This is a genomic window from Nonomuraea sp. NPDC050451, from assembly GCF_044458585.1.
Genome location: NZ_JBITHZ010000008.1, coordinates 324,990 through 338,748, shown reverse-complemented (window position 1 = coordinate 338,748; position 13,759 = coordinate 324,990). Strand labels below are relative to the sequence as shown.

The window sequence follows — 13,759 nt, the reverse complement described above, 5'->3', positions numbered from 1 at the left end:
CTCAAGTGGCGTGCAATCCGCCCGGCGTACAACGGCATCCGGCAGATCGGCAGACACGCCTGCGGCGGGCGGGAAGAGGGCAGGAAACGATGGGCACGGGACTGTGGATGTCGATGGCGATCACGGGGGCGACGATGCTGATCCTGGCGTGCGTCGGGCTGCCGTTCCTGATCGCCTCCTGGAACGGCCGGCAGCTCCTGGCCACCGGCATCGCCGCGCAGGCGGTGATCGAGTCGATGACCGACACCGGCGTGACGGTCAACGGGCAGCCGCTCGTCAGCTTCGTCCTGGGGGTGCGGATGCAGGACGGGCAGGTGCACCAGGTCACGCACCGGCAGTCGCTGCCGCGCCTGCCCATGGGCATGATCGTGCCCGGCGCGGTGGTGCCGGTCAAGGTGGATCCGCAGCGGCTCGACCGGGTGCGCATCGACTGGGCGTCCTGGCGCCCCGCCCCCTACGGCGCGTAGGCGCCGAGCACCAGAGCGACCCGTCCGGTGGTTTCCGGACGGGTTACGTTCTTTTTTCCATCCGGTCCTAACCCTTGGCAACTTACCTCCCAGACACCTAAGGTTCAGTGCAATGCCACACATTACTGGGAAGGTTCATGACGTCCAAGCAGGTCAGGCCCCTGGCCGGCGCCGTACGCACCACCGCAGGGGCCGTTCGGCCGCTGTCCGGAGTACGCATCACCGGCGGACTGCTGCATGACTGGCAGCGCCGCAACCGCAGGGCCACAATCCCCCACACCATCGAACAGCTCCGCGCGGCGGGCAACGTCGCCAACCTGAGCCGCCTCCTGGAGGACGACCCCGCCCCCTACCGGGGCCGGTACCCGTTCCTCGACACCGACCTGTACAAGACCCTCGAAGGTCTGGCGTACGAGCTCGGCGACGGAGACACCTCGGCCGGGGAGTTCTTCGACGAGGTGGTCGGCCTGCTGGAACGCGTCCAGGCCGCCGACGGCTACCTCAACTCCTTCTTCCAGGACCCCGCTGCCGCCAAGAAGCCGTGGGAGGACCTGGCCTGGGGGCACGAGCTGTACAACCTGGGCCACCTCATCCAGGCGGCCGTGGCCGCCAACCGGCGGATGGGCGACGACCGGCTGCTGCGCGTGGCCTCGCGCTTCGCCGACCTGGCGGCGGACCGGTTCAGGGAGACGGGTGTCTGCGGCCATCCCGAGGTGGAGATGGCGCTGGTCGAGCTGTACAGGGAGACGGGCGAGCGCCGCTACCTGACGCTGGCGGCGACGTTCGTCGACCGCAGGGGCACGGGGCAGATGGAGCACCGCATCTTCCCCGGCGAGTACTTCCAGGACCACGTGCCCTTCCGCGAGCTCCCGTCGGTGACCGGCCACGCGGTGCGCATGGCCTACCTGGCGGCCGGCGCGGCCGACGTCTTCCTGGAGACCGGCGACCTCTCGCTGTTCGAGGCGCTGGAGCGGCTCTGGGACGACATGGTGGCGACCAAGCTGTACGTCAGCGGCGGCCTGGGCAGCCGCCACTCCGACGAGGCGATCGGCGACCGGTACGAGCTGCCGTCCGAGCGCGCCTACAGCGAGACCTGCGCGGCCATCGGCGTCATGCAGTGGGCGTGGCGGATGTTCCTGGCCGGCGGCGACGCGAAATACCTCGACGTGTTCGAGCGCGTGCTCTACAACGCCTACGCCGTGGGCCTGTCGGCCGACGGCACGGCGTTCTTCTACGACAACCCGCTGCAGCGCCGCCCCGACCACGCGCAGCGCAGCGGTTCGGAGGCGGGCGGCGAGCCGCTGCGCCGCGCCTGGTTCACCTGCCCGTGCTGCCCGCCCAACATCGTGCGGTGGATGGCCCAGCTCGCCGACTATGTGGCGGCCGAGCGGGACGGCGCCGTGCTGATCGCCTCCTACACGCAGGCCACGATCCGGACCGCCGAGCTGGAGCTGGCGATGGAGACGGCCTACCCGTGGGACGGTGACGTGCGCATCGCCGTCGAGCGGGCGCCGGACGGCCCGTACGGGCTGGTGCTGCGCGTCCCCGGCTGGGCCCGGGACGTGACGGTCACCGTCAACGGCGAGCCCTGTGACGCGGCGCCGCAGTCCGGCGGCTGGGTCACCCTGCACCGCGCGTGGTCGCCGGGCGACGAGGTGCGCCTCACCCTGCCCATGCCGGTCCGGGCGCACGGCTCGCACCCCTACCTGGACGCCACCAGGAGCGCTCTCAGCCTGGCCCGGGGGCCGCTCGTGTACTGCGTCGAGCAGCACGACAGCCCGCAGGCCGCCGTCGACGACCTGCTCGTCGGGGCCCACGACGTTCTCAACGCGCACATCGAGCGCCGCGACGCGGCCGTCGTGCTGCGTCTGGAGGCGGACGCGGCTCCCCCGCCCTCCGCCGAGCTCTATCCCGAGCTCCCTCTGCACGAGGCGCTCCCGGAGACGAGGGTCGTGGCGACCTTCGTCCCCTACTTCCTGTGGGGCAACCGCGGCCCCCAAGCCATGCGGGTCTGGGTCAGGACCCCCTGGACCAACGGAAAGAAGGCATCATGATGAGGAGATCGGCGGCGCTCGCGAGCGTCACCATGACCACCGTGCTGGCGCTCACCGCATGTGGCGGGGGCGGCGGCGCGGCGACCCCCGGCACGGGCTCGGGCACGGGAGCGTCGGGCGGGCCGGGCGCGCCCGCCGCGACGGGCGGCACCGTGCACATCCTGAACAAGGCGGACTTCTCCCATCTGGACCCGGTGCGCGGCTTCGACGGTGGAGTGAACAACTTCTACCGGCTCATCTACCGAGGGCTGACGATGTTCGGCGCGGGTCCGGGCGCCGAGGGCACGAAGATCGTGCCCGACCTGGCGACCGACACGGGCACGCCGTCGGACGGCGGCAAGACGTGGACGTTCAAGCTCAAGGACAACCTGTTCTTCGAGGACGGTTCGCCGATCAACAGCGAGGCCGTGAAGTTCGGCTTCTCGCGCACGTTCGACCCGGAGGCCGGGATCGGCTCGCCGTACGGGAAGCTGCTGCTGGACGCGCCGAAGGACTACAAGGGCCCGTACCTGGACGGCGACCTGAAGACCATCGAGACGCCCGACGACAAGACGGTCGTCTTCCACCTGAAGAAGCCCTTCGCCGACTTCCCGAGCGCGCTGGCGCTGGCCAACTTCACGCCCTTCCCCAAGGGCACGGGGGCGGGCGCGGCGTTCGACACCAAGCCGATCGCGAGCGGGCCGTACAAGGTGGCGAGCTACCAGCGCGGCGTGTCGCTGAAGCTGGAGCGCAACCCGCAGTGGAAGCGTGAGACCGACAGCGTCCGGGCGGCCAAGCCGGACGCGTTCGAGTGGACGTTCGGCCTCGACGCGGCCACCATCGACGAGCGCATGCTGGCCGGGCAGGGCACCGACGCCGACGCCATCGGCCCGTCGATCCAGGCGGCGACCGTGGCGCGGGTGCAGGCGCCGCAGATCAAGCAGCGCACGCTGTCCGGGCTCAACGGCTGCACCACGTACATGGGCCTGAACACCACCAAGAAGCCCCTGGACGACGTGCGGGTGCGCCAGGCGATCAACTACGCGATCAACAAGGACACCGTGGTCGCGGGCATGGGCGGTGGCGCCCTGGCCGCCAAGGGCACCTCGATCCAGCCGCCCACGGTCGCGGGCCGGGTGGACTACGACCCGTACCCGTACAACCCCGAGCAGGCCAAGAAGCTGCTGGCCGAGGCCGGCCAGGCGGACGGGTTCACCCTGACGCTCGACACCCGGCCGGACCCGAAGATGGCGGCGGTGGCCGTGGCGATCCAGGACGCGCTCAAGCAGGTGAAGATCGAAGTCAAGATCAACAACATCGACACCTCGACGTACTACGAGGTCATCGGCACGCCGGCGCAGCAGCACGACGCCGCCGTCACCGGCTGGTGCCCCGACTGGGCCTCCGGCGCGACGTTCCTGCCCCCGCTGTTCGACGGCCGCAACATCACCGCCAAGGGCAACGCCAACCTCGCGCAGATCAACGACAAGGGCATCAACCAGCGGATCGACGAGATCGCCGCGATGACGGACGTGCAGGCGGCCAACGCGGCCTACGGCGAGCTGGACAAGCAGATCATGAAGGAGGCGCCGGTCGTCCCGCTGGCCTACGAGAAGCTCATCCTCCTGGTCGGCTCGAACATCGCGGGCGCCTACCAGTCCAACTCCTTCTCCGGCGGCATCGACCTGATCTCCGTCGGCCTGGCGAAGCCGACGAAGTAGATGGCCGTCGTCGCTTACTCCCCGAGCTCGTCGAGGGCGCGGGTCACGAGCGCGCTGCTGCGCGACAAGGGCGCGGTGCTGAGCACCGCGTTCCTCGCGCTGATCGTGCTGATGGCGATCTGCGCGCCGCTGATCAGCGCGATCACCGGCCACGGCCCGAACGACTTCGACACCGCCGCCGTCGACACCGACCTGGGCGGGGTGCCGCGCGGGTCGCTCGGCGGCATCAGCGCCGACCACCTGCTGGGCGTCGAGCCGCAGAACGGCCGCGACATCCTGGCCCGCATCGCGTACGGGGCGCGCGTCTCGCTGCTGATCGCGGCCTCCGCCACGGCACTGACGACCCTGCTGGGCGTGGTGCTGGGCATGCTGGCCGGGTTCTACCAGGGCTGGGTGGACCAGGTGATCTGCCGGGTCATGGACTTCCTCATGGCCTTCCCGGCGCTCATCTTCATGATCGCGATCCTGTCGTCGCTGCCGCAGGGGAACCGGCCGGTGCTGCTGGTCCTGGTGATCAGCTTCTTCGGCTGGCCGTACCTGGCGCGGGTGGTGCGCGGGCAGACGATGACGCTGGTGAACAGGGAGTTCGTGGAGGCCGCCCGCGCGTCGGGCGCCTCCACGGGCGCGCTGGTGTTCAAGGAGATCCTGCCGAACCTGCGCAGCTCGCTGATCGTGATGACCACCCTGGCCGTGCCCGGCTACGTCGGCACCGAGGCGGGGCTGTCGTTCCTCGGCGTCGGCGTGACGCCGCCGACGCCGTCGTGGGGCCAGATGATCGCGAGTTCGGTCGGCTGGTACGCCGTCGATCCGATGTACTTCGTGATCCCCGGCAGCCTCCTGTTCCTCACCGTGCTGTCGCTGACGGTGCTCGGCGACCGGCTGCGCGCCACGCTCGATGCCGGGGAGGCCTCATGATGGCGCGTTACATCGCCGGGCGGCTCGGCGGGGTGCTGCTGATCCTCTTCCTGGTGTGCCTGTTCACGTTCATCATCTTCTTCACGCTCCAGCCCGACCCGGCGGTGATGATCTGCGGGAAGACGTGCACGCAGGAGCGCATCGACCAGATCCACGCCGTGCTGGGCCTGGACGAGCCGTTGCTGACGCAGTTCTTCGGCTTCCTCTTCGGCATCTTCGCCGGACGCGACTACGGCGAGGGCGCGAACCTGGTGCACTGCGCCGCCCCGTGCCTGGGCTACAGCTTCCAGACCGGCCAGTCCGTGTGGGACATGGTGGTCGAGCGGCTGCCGGTCAGCGCCACGGTCGCGATCGGGGCCGCGGTGCTGTGGCTGCTCATCGGGATCGTCGCCGGCCTGGTCAGCGCGGTGAAGGAGGGCACCTGGTGGGACCGCACGGCCATGGGCCTGGCGCTGGGCGGCTCCAGCGTCCCCAACTACGTGCTGGCGCTGGCGCTGCAGTACGTGCTGGTCGTGCAACTGCAGGTGCTGCCGTTCCCGCAGGCCGTGGCGTTCGCCGACGATCCGGTGGTGTGGTTCCAGTCGTACCTGATGCCATGGGTCGTGCTGGCCACCGTCTACGCCTGCCTCTACGCCCGGCTCACCAGGGCGAACGTGATCGACACCCTCGCCGAGAACTTCATGCGCACGGCCCGGTCCAAGGGACTGAGCCCGGCCCTGACCCTGCGCAGGCACGCCCTGCGCCCGGCGCTGACGCCCATCGCCACCATCTTCGGCATGGACTTCGCCGCGCTGCTGGGCGGCGCGCTGATCACCGAGACGGTGTTCGGGCTGAACGGGGTCGGCAAGATGGCCGCCGACTCCATCACCAAGAACGACCAGCCGGTGATCATGGCGGTGACGCTGCTGGCGGCGTTCTTCGTGGTGGTCGGGAACGTGGTGATCGACCTCGTCTACACGAGGCTGGACCCGAGAGTGAGGATCACGGCGAAATGAGCGACCTGCTTGTCGTGGAGGACCTCACCGTCACCTTCCCCACCACGCGCGGTCCGGTGGACGTGGTCAAGGGCGTGTCCTTCACGATCGGACGGGACGAGACGGTCGGGATCGTCGGCGAGTCCGGATCGGGCAAGTCCATGACCAGCCTGGCGGTCATGGGGCTGCTGCCCAAGGGCGCCAGGACCAGCGGGAGCATCCGGCTGGACGGCACGGAGCTGCTCGGCCGGCCCGACCGGGACCTGCGGCGGTTGCGCGGCGACCAGATGTCGATGATCTTCCAGGACCCGCTGTCGTCCCTGAACCCGTACTACACGGTCGGCCTGCAGATCGAGGAGATGTACCGCGCCCACCGCGGCGGCTCGCGCGGCGCGGCCAGGAAGGTCGCGATCGAGGCGCTCGATCAGGTGGGCCTGCCGGAGCCGGAGCGGCGGGTGGACTACTACCCGCACCAGTTCTCCGGCGGGCAGCGGCAGCGCATCATGATCGCCATGGCTCTGGTGTGCTCCCCCGCGCTGCTGATCGCCGACGAGCCGACCACGGCCCTGGACGTGACCGTGCAGGCGCAGATCCTGAAGCTGCTGGCCGGCCTGCGGCAGGAGCGCGGCATGGGCATGGTGTTCATCACGCACGACCTGGCCGTGATCAGCTCGATCGCGACCCGCGTGCTGGTGATGCGGCAGGGCGAGCAGGTCGAGTACGGCACGGCCGAGCAGGTCTTCGCCGAGCCGCGCCACGACTACACCCGGATGCTGCTGGAGAGCATCCCGCGCATCGACGATCCAGTAGACGGTGAGGTGATCGCATGACGCTGCTGCGGGCCAAGGACCTGACCAAGCGGTTCGTCTCGCGCGGCCCGCTGGGCGCCAAGGCCGAGTTCACGGCGGTCGACCAGGTCAGCTTCGAGGTGCGGCTCGGCGAGACGCTGGCCGTGGTCGGCGAGTCCGGCAGCGGCAAGTCGACGACCGCCCGCATGATCGCCAAGCTGATGGACCCGAGCGAGGGCACGCTGGAGTTCGACGGCGAGGACGTCACCCACGCCAAGGGGGCGGCGCTGGCCCGCTTCCGCGCCAACGTCCAGGTCGTCTTCCAGGACCCGTTCTCCTCGCTCAACCCCCGCCACACGGTGGAGCGGATCCTGATGGCGCCGCTCGACTACCAGGGCATCGCGCCCGACGGCGGCCGGCGGGCGCACGCCAAGGAGCTGATGGAGCGGGTCGGGCTGAACCCCGACCACTCGCTGCGCTACCCCGCTCAGTTCTCCGGCGGGCAGGCGCAGCGCATCGGCATCGCCCGCGCGCTGGCCGTCAACCCCAAGCTGGTGATCTGCGACGAGGCCGTCTCGGCGCTGGACGTCTCGGTGCAGGCTCAGGTGATCGAGCTGCTGCGGCGGCTGCAGCGCGAGAGCGGCTTCAGCTACGTGTTCATCGCCCACGACCTGGCCGTCGTCCGGCAGATCGCGCAGCGGGTCGCGGTGATGAGCAAGGGGAAGATCGTCGAACTGGGGGACGCCGAGCAGGTCTTCGGCGAGCCCCGGCATGATTACACGCGTACGCTGCTGGCGGCCATCCCGCGCATCAACCCGGAGTGGGACCGCCGCAGGAGGGAGAAGCTGTGATCACCGCGACCTACACGATCCCCGGGATGCGGGTACGCGACCACGTCGTGGAGGTGCCGCTCGACTGGTCGGACCCCGAGGCCACGATCAGGGTCTTCGCCAGGGAGCTCGTGGACCCCACCCGGGACGGCGACGACCTGCCGTGCCTGCTCTACCTGCAGGGCGGCCCCGGCGGCAAGGGGCCGCGCCCCGTCGGCACGTCGGGCTGGCTCGGCAGGGCGCTGGAGACGTACCGGGTGATCCTGCTCGACCAGCGGGGCACCGGCCGCAGCTCGCGGATCGACGGGCGGGTGATGAGCGCGCTCGACGCGCAGGAGGGCGCCGACTACCTGGCCCGCTTCCGCGCGGACTCGATCGTGGCCGACGCCGAGCACCTGCGCAAGACCGTCTTCGGCGGGCGGCGCTGGTCGACGCTCGGGCAGAGCTACGGCGGCTTCCTGACGATGACGTACCTGTCGCAGGCGCCCGAGGGCCTGAGCGCCTGCTACGTGGCGGGCGGGCTGCCCTCCCTGGACCCCGACGCGTCGGAGGTCTACCGGCGCACCTATCCCCGGGTCGCGGCCAAGAACGCCGAGTTCTACCGCCGCTACCCGCACCACGCCGAGACGGCGGCCCGGCTGGCCGACCGGCTGGCCTACGGCGACGTGCTGCTGCCCGACGGCGACACGCTCACCGTGCGGCGGCTGCAGTCGCTGGGGATCGACTTCGGCATGAAGCCGGGCTACGAGCGCATGCACTGGCTGCTCGACGAATCCGCCGAGCTGCCGGAGACGTTCCTGCACCAGGTGCTGGCCCGCTCCTCCTACGCCGACAACCCGCTGTTCGCCGCGCTGCAGGAGAGCATCTATGGCTCCGGTCCCGGCGCGACCGCCTGGGCGGCGCAGCGCGAGCGCGCCAACCACCCCGCCTTCGCCGAGGACGCCCGGCCGCTGCTGTTCACCGGCGAGATGATCTACCCCTGGATGTTCGCGGAGATCCGCGCGCTGCGCCCCTTCCGCGCCGCCGTCGACCTGCTCGCCGAGCGGGCCGAGTGGCCGGCGCTGTACGACCTGGACCGCCTGGCCGCCAACGAGGTGCCGGTGGCGGCGGCCGTCTACTTCGACGACATGTACGTCGACTCGGGGCTGCAGCTGGACACCGCCTCCAGGGTGGGCAACACGCAGGCCTGGGTCACCAACGAGTACGAGCACGACGGCATCGGCGAGGAACGCGTCTTCGCCCGCCTGACCGGACTGGTGCGCGACATAGGAGGAGGAATCACCAGTGAGTGACGGCAAACCCCCCAAGCTGACAGAGGTCCCCGCGTTCCTCGAGTTCATCGCCCAGGGCTGGGACGCCCCCGCCCGCACCCCCGACCTCGTGCCCGGGGCGGTCGAGGCGGCCGCCGCGCACCGCGAGCGCCTGGCCGCCGCGCTGCCCGGCAGGACCGTGGTGGTGAAGGCGGGCCGGGCGCCGGTACGCAGCAACGACACCGCCTACGACTTCCGCGTCGACAGCGACTTCTACTGGCTCACCGGCTGCGCCGTGGAGAACGCCGTGGCCGTGATCGCGGACGGCGCCGCCACCCTCTACCTGCCGCCGCCCGCCCGCCCCGGCGAGCTCGGCTTCTTCGCCGACGCCGCGTACGGGGAGCTGTGGGTGGGCCCGTCCCCGTCCCTCGCCGAGTGGTCGGCGGCGCTCGGGGTCGCGGTGCGGCCGCTGTCGGAGTTCACGGACACGTCCGAACCGGTGGAGGAGCTCCCCCGGGTGCTGGCCGAGCTGCGCATGATCAAGGACGAGTGGGAGATCGGCCAGCTGCGCGAATCCGTGGACCGTACGGTCGAGGGCTTCGCGGCCGTGCTGGCCGAGGTCCCGACGGCGATCGAGGGGGCGGGCGAGCGGTGGCTGCAGGGCACGTTCGACCGCTACGCCAGGGCGTACGGCAACGGCCCCGGCTACGCCACCATCGTCGGCAGCGGCCCCCACGCCCCCACCCTGCACTGGGTGCGCTGCGACGGGCCCGTCCTGCCGGACCAGCTGCTGCTGCTCGACATGGGCGTGGAGGTCCGCAGCCACTACACCGCCGACGTCACCCGCACCTTCCCCACCTCCGGCGCCTTCTCCCCCGCCCAGCGGCAGGTGCACGACCTGGTGGAGAAGGCGCACCGGGCGGGTCTGGCGGCGGTCGGCCCCGGCCGGCGCTTCACCGACTTCCACCACGCGGCGATGGAGGTCATCGCGCGCGGGCTGGACGACTGGGGCCTGCTGCCGGTCTCGGTGGACGAGGCCCTGTCCGACGCCGGCCAGCACCACCGCCGCTACCTGATCTGCGGCATCGGCCACCACCTGGGCCTGGACGTGCACGACTGCGCCCAGTCCCGCCCGGAGGCCTACCAGGGGGCCGTCATGGCACCGGGCATGGTGCTCACCGTCGAGCCCGGCCTGTACTTCCACGCCCACGACCTCACGGTCCCGCCGGAGCTGCGCGGGGTGGGGGTGCGGATCGAGGACGACCTGCTGGTGACGCCGTCCGGCGCCGAGGTCCTCTCGGACGCCCTCCCCATCGACGCCCCGGGCCTGGAACGCTGGGCCAAGGAGCACACGGCCTGACCCACACGGGTTCTTCCGGCACCACCCCACACAGCGCCGGAAGAACCCGCCCGGCCCGCCTCCCAAGACCCAGGGGCGGGCCACCCAAGCACTCACCACCCGACCACGGGCGCCCCAGGTGCGCGCCTCCCGGTGCCATCCGTTGAGCGCCCCTCCAGACCCCGGCCTCGCGCCGGCCAAGAAGGGGCGCGCCGTCATGAGCCGCCCCTCCAAGCGCCGCGTCGGCGAGGCGTGGTGCGGCGCAGCCCGGCGCAACACGCGCGCCCGAGGAGCCGATCCGCCCACCGCCCAGGCGTGGTGCCGGTGCGGGGTCAGCCCAAGCAGCTGTACCGGGGCGGCGGGATCGTCCCAAGCCGCTGTAGCGGGCGAGCGGGTCAGGGTGAGCTGCTGTAGCGGGCCTGGCGGGCGGTGGCGGTGAGGGCCGCTGCCCGGGCCGCCTCCGTAGGCGTGAACGGCAGCTCCGGACGCCGGACCAGCAGCGCCCGATCCGGATTCACCGAGATCACCATCGTCGTGTTCAGCTCGGCCCCCTCGTCCACCGTGTCACCCGGCCGCCGCCACTCCACCTCCGGCACCCGCAACAGCTCCGCCATGGCCTCAGGCAGCCGGTCCGGATCCGCGCTCACCCGCTGAGCCAGCACCAGAGCCTGAACCCCGGGATCGGTGAGGTCCTTGACCTGCGCGGGCACGATCACGACGTCATGCCCGCCCGCCTCCGCCAGCGCCCCCGCCAGCGCCTCCAGCGCCAGCCCCGGCGGCGCCTCGATGACGAACTCGTCCAGCGCGTCACACCCCGCGGGCGTGATCGCGCTGCTCCCGGTCGGCGCGATGTGCAGCGCCAGGATGTTGCAGCCCAGCCGCCCGAACGCCCCCGCCACCGCGGCCAGCCGCCCCGGCCGCTCCACCACCCGCATGCGGATGCGCCACAGCACCATGGCCGCCCCCGCGCCCTCCTCCACGGGCAGCGCGGGGACCTTGCGTACGGGGCGGTGGCCCATCCGCTTGTGGACCGCCGCCCCCACGATCAACGCCGCCCCCAGCCCGACCATCACCACCGGACCCGGTTCGCGGTGGCCGAGCAGGGTCGCGAGCAGGTGCGCCAGGCCGACCGCGAGGAACAGCGCGGCCAGCTCGACGATCTCTCTCCGCCAGGAGCGCCGATTGCCGTTGATCACCTTGGGTGCTTGAGTCTGGGGCGTATCGCTCATGCACCCAAGTGTGTGCGGGGCGTGTTTCGTGATCACGAACGCCACGGTTGCGGCGGCATTAAACCGCTCTAACCGCATGACCCGTTCATGACAGGGGCCTTACACCCGTTCGACCTCGAAGACCAGCGCCGACTCGGCCCGCAGCACGGGAGCGGGCAGCCCCAGCTCGCCCAGGACCGCGCCGCTCAGCCGTACCGGACTCGAGGTCCATTCCGGCAGCCCGGCCGCGCGGGGCTTGGGGCCCGCGACCCGCACCTCGTACGTCGCCGCCGGGTCGAGCCCGGGCAGCCGCAGCGGCGCGGGCCCGATCGAGACCCTGGAGGTGAGCTGGACGAACGCGAACACCCCGCGCTCGGGCAGCACCGCCCCGTGCAGCAGCGCCGACGGGTCCGGGTGGTCGGCCCGCACCACCCGTCCGGCGTGCAGCGTCGGCCGCAACCGCTTGTGCAGGGCGATCCACTCGGCCAGCTCCTCCAGCTCCGCCTGGCTCGCCGAGGTCAGGTCCCACTCCACGCCCATGTGCCCGAACAGCGCCGTCGCCGCGCGGAAGGCCAGCGGCAGCGACCGGCCCGTGCTGTGGTCCTGCGGCGCGCCGACGTGGCTGCCCATCCGCTCCGGCGGCACGAGCAGCCCGGTCCAGCGCTGGATCGCCTGCCGGTCGAGCGCGTCGTTGCAGTCGGACGTCCACACCCGGTCGGTACGCGCCAGGACGCCGTAGTCGATGCGGGCGCCGCCCGACGAGCACGACTCGATCTCCAGCTCGGGGTGGCGGGCCCGCAGCTCGTCCAGCAGCCGGTACGCGGCCAGCGTCTGCGCGTGCACCCCGGGCACCCCGTCGTGCACCGGCTCGGCGATGTCACGGTTGTGGTCCCACTTGATGTAGTCGAGCTCGTACTCGCTCACCAGGCTGTCCAGGCGCTCCAGCAGATAGTCGTACGCCTCGGGCCTGGCCAGGTCGAGCACCTGCTGGTTGCGCTGCGGCGGCGGCATGCGCCCGGCCTGCCCGAGGACCCAGTCGGGGTGCGCGCGCAGCAGGTCGGAGTCCGGGTTGACCATCTCCGGCTCGAACCACAGCCCGAACTGCATGCCGAGCTTGCGCACGTGCTCGGCGAGGGGGTTCAGGCCGTCCGGCCAGACGCCCTCGTCGACGTACCAGTCGCCGAGCCCGGCCCGGTCGTGGCGGCGGTGGCGGAACCAGCCGTCGTCGAGCACGAACCGCTCGATCCCCGCCGCCGCGGCCTTGTCGGCCAGCTCCAGCAGCCGGTCGAGGCCGTGGTCGAAGTAGGTGGCCTCCCAGTTGTTCAGCGTGACCGGGCGTACCCCCAGCGGGAGGGCGGCGCGCAGGTGGTCGTGCAGCCGCGTGCTCGCCTCGTCCAGCCCGCCGCCCGACCAGGTGAAGTACACCAGCGGCGTGCGGTAGCTCTCCCCCTCGGCCAGCACGATCTCGCCGGGCTCCAGCAGCTCGCCCGCCGCCACCAGCGCCGGGCCCTCCGCCAGCCGCTCGGCGTAGTGGACGTGGTTGCCGCTCCAGCCCGCGTGCACCCCCCACACCTCGCCGCCCCGGAACCCGAATCCCGCGGTCCCGGCCACCAGCAGCCCCGTGCCGTCGTGCCCGGTCCGGCCGCGCCGGTTCTCCCGCGACCACACGCCGTACCCGAACTCCGTGCGCTGCGGCACCTTCTCCAGCGCCCACCGCCCGGTGAAGTCCAGCAGCTCGCCGGCGCGCGCCGGCACCGGCAGCGCGCAGATCAGCCCCTCCAGCCGGTACGGGGTGACGGCGGCGTTCGTGAGCGTGTGCCGCATCGTCACCAGGCCGCCGGCGTCCATGGCCAGCTCGCTGACCAGCTCCAGACCGGCGCGGGCGTCGGAGGCCGCAAGGGTGATCGTGCCGCCCTGGCCGGGCGTCGCGTCCGCGTCGATCCGGTCGAGCGTCCAGCGCACCGGCCAGTGTTCGCCGTCCCGGCCGCCCGACAGGCCCGGCCTGCCGTACCAGCTGTCCCCCTGGGCGGGCAGCAGCGGCGGCGCGGCGGTGAGGGAGGCCAGCGCGGGCGTCAGGTCGGCGCCGGTCGCGGACCCGAGGTCGGCGCCGAAGTGGCGCACGCGCGGCAGCCCGGGTCCCGCGGCGTCCAGCACCAGGGCGGCCCCCGCGGCGGAGAGGATGAGGGGTGACAAGTCAGGCTCCTCGTTCAGCTCAGCGTTACGACGCGAACCTA

The 13,759-nt window shown here is 71.8% G+C and carries 11 protein-coding genes; 9 read left to right on the top strand and 2 right to left on the bottom strand.

Annotation, left to right across the window (positions count from 1 at the left end):
• Positions 1-89 precede the first annotated feature (89 nt).
• The 9 genes from ACIBI9_RS26510 to ACIBI9_RS26470 all read left to right on the top strand — a co-directional run bounded on the left by ACIBI9_RS26510 (position 90) and on the right by ACIBI9_RS26470 (position 10,338).
• A complete protein-coding gene (locus tag ACIBI9_RS26510; RefSeq protein WP_397225293.1) occupies positions 90-467 on the top strand; it encodes a hypothetical protein in 378 nt (125 codons plus the stop codon).
• Positions 468-604: 137 nt separating this feature from the next.
• Complete coding sequence (locus tag ACIBI9_RS26505; protein WP_397225291.1) at positions 605-2,521, top strand: glycoside hydrolase family 127 protein; 1,917 nt, start codon at positions 605-607, stop codon at positions 2,519-2,521.
• Positions 2,518-4,221, top strand: coding sequence for an ABC transporter substrate-binding protein (locus ACIBI9_RS26500; protein WP_397225289.1), 1,704 nt, complete (start codon positions 2,518-2,520; stop codon positions 4,219-4,221). Before ACIBI9_RS26505 ends, ACIBI9_RS26500 begins: the two co-directional genes overlap by 4 nt.
• On the top strand, positions 4,222-5,136 hold the full coding sequence (locus ACIBI9_RS26495; RefSeq protein ID WP_397225287.1) for an ABC transporter permease: 915 nt from the start codon (positions 4,222-4,224) through the stop codon (positions 5,134-5,136).
• Positions 5,133-6,131: an ABC transporter permease gene (locus ACIBI9_RS26490; protein WP_397225285.1), complete on the top strand. Its 999-nt coding sequence runs from the start codon at positions 5,133-5,135 to the stop codon at positions 6,129-6,131. The genes ACIBI9_RS26495 and ACIBI9_RS26490 overlap by 4 nt, the downstream gene beginning before the upstream one ends.
• Positions 6,128-6,940, top strand: a complete 813-nt coding sequence (locus tag ACIBI9_RS26485; RefSeq protein WP_397225283.1) for an ABC transporter ATP-binding protein — start codon at positions 6,128-6,130, stop codon at positions 6,938-6,940. The genes ACIBI9_RS26490 and ACIBI9_RS26485 overlap by 4 nt, the downstream gene beginning before the upstream one ends.
• The gene (locus ACIBI9_RS26480) at positions 6,937-7,749 is read left to right on the top strand and encodes an ATP-binding cassette domain-containing protein (RefSeq protein WP_319719703.1); all 813 of its coding nucleotides are present in this window, start codon (positions 6,937-6,939) and stop codon (positions 7,747-7,749) included. The genes ACIBI9_RS26485 and ACIBI9_RS26480 overlap by 4 nt, the downstream gene beginning before the upstream one ends.
• Entirely contained in the window at positions 7,746-9,020 is a 1,275-nt protein-coding gene (locus tag ACIBI9_RS26475) for an alpha/beta fold hydrolase (RefSeq protein WP_397225280.1), read from the top strand. Before ACIBI9_RS26480 ends, ACIBI9_RS26475 begins: the two co-directional genes overlap by 4 nt.
• A complete protein-coding gene (locus ACIBI9_RS26470) occupies positions 9,013-10,338 on the top strand; it encodes an aminopeptidase P family protein (protein ID WP_397225278.1) in 1,326 nt (441 codons plus the stop codon). Before ACIBI9_RS26475 ends, ACIBI9_RS26470 begins: the two co-directional genes overlap by 8 nt.
• A gap of 374 nt (positions 10,339-10,712) precedes the next feature.
• Here the strand turns inward: ACIBI9_RS26470 and ACIBI9_RS26465 are convergent, their stop codons facing one another.
• Complete coding sequence (locus ACIBI9_RS26465) at positions 10,713-11,546, bottom strand: ACT domain-containing protein (RefSeq protein WP_397225276.1); 834 nt, start codon at positions 11,544-11,546, stop codon at positions 10,713-10,715.
• A gap of 99 nt (positions 11,547-11,645) precedes the next feature.
• Positions 11,646-13,718 (bottom strand): alpha-galactosidase, encoded by a 2,073-nt coding sequence (locus tag ACIBI9_RS26460; protein ID WP_397225274.1) that lies wholly within the window; start codon positions 13,716-13,718, stop codon positions 11,646-11,648.
• Between the last annotated feature and the right edge of the window lie 41 nt (positions 13,719-13,759).

Coding starts and splice junctions, on each gene's coding strand:
- ACIBI9_RS26505 (WP_397225291.1), top strand. CDS start 605: ATGACGTCCAAGCAGGTCAGGCCCCTGGCCGGCGCCGTACGCACCACC.
- ACIBI9_RS26490 (WP_397225285.1), top strand. CDS start 5,133: ATGATGGCGCGTTACATCGCCGGGCGGCTCGGCGGGGTGCTGCTGATC.
- ACIBI9_RS26480 (WP_319719703.1), top strand. CDS start 6,937: ATGACGCTGCTGCGGGCCAAGGACCTGACCAAGCGGTTCGTCTCGCGC.
- ACIBI9_RS26495 (WP_397225287.1), top strand. CDS start 4,222: ATGGCCGTCGTCGCTTACTCCCCGAGCTCGTCGAGGGCGCGGGTCACG.
- ACIBI9_RS26500 (WP_397225289.1), top strand. CDS start 2,518: ATGATGAGGAGATCGGCGGCGCTCGCGAGCGTCACCATGACCACCGTG.
- ACIBI9_RS26485 (WP_397225283.1), top strand. CDS start 6,128: ATGAGCGACCTGCTTGTCGTGGAGGACCTCACCGTCACCTTCCCCACC.
- ACIBI9_RS26510 (WP_397225293.1), top strand. CDS start 90: ATGGGCACGGGACTGTGGATGTCGATGGCGATCACGGGGGCGACGATG.
- ACIBI9_RS26465 (WP_397225276.1), bottom strand. CDS start 11,546: ATGAGCGATACGCCCCAGACTCAAGCACCCAAGGTGATCAACGGCAAT.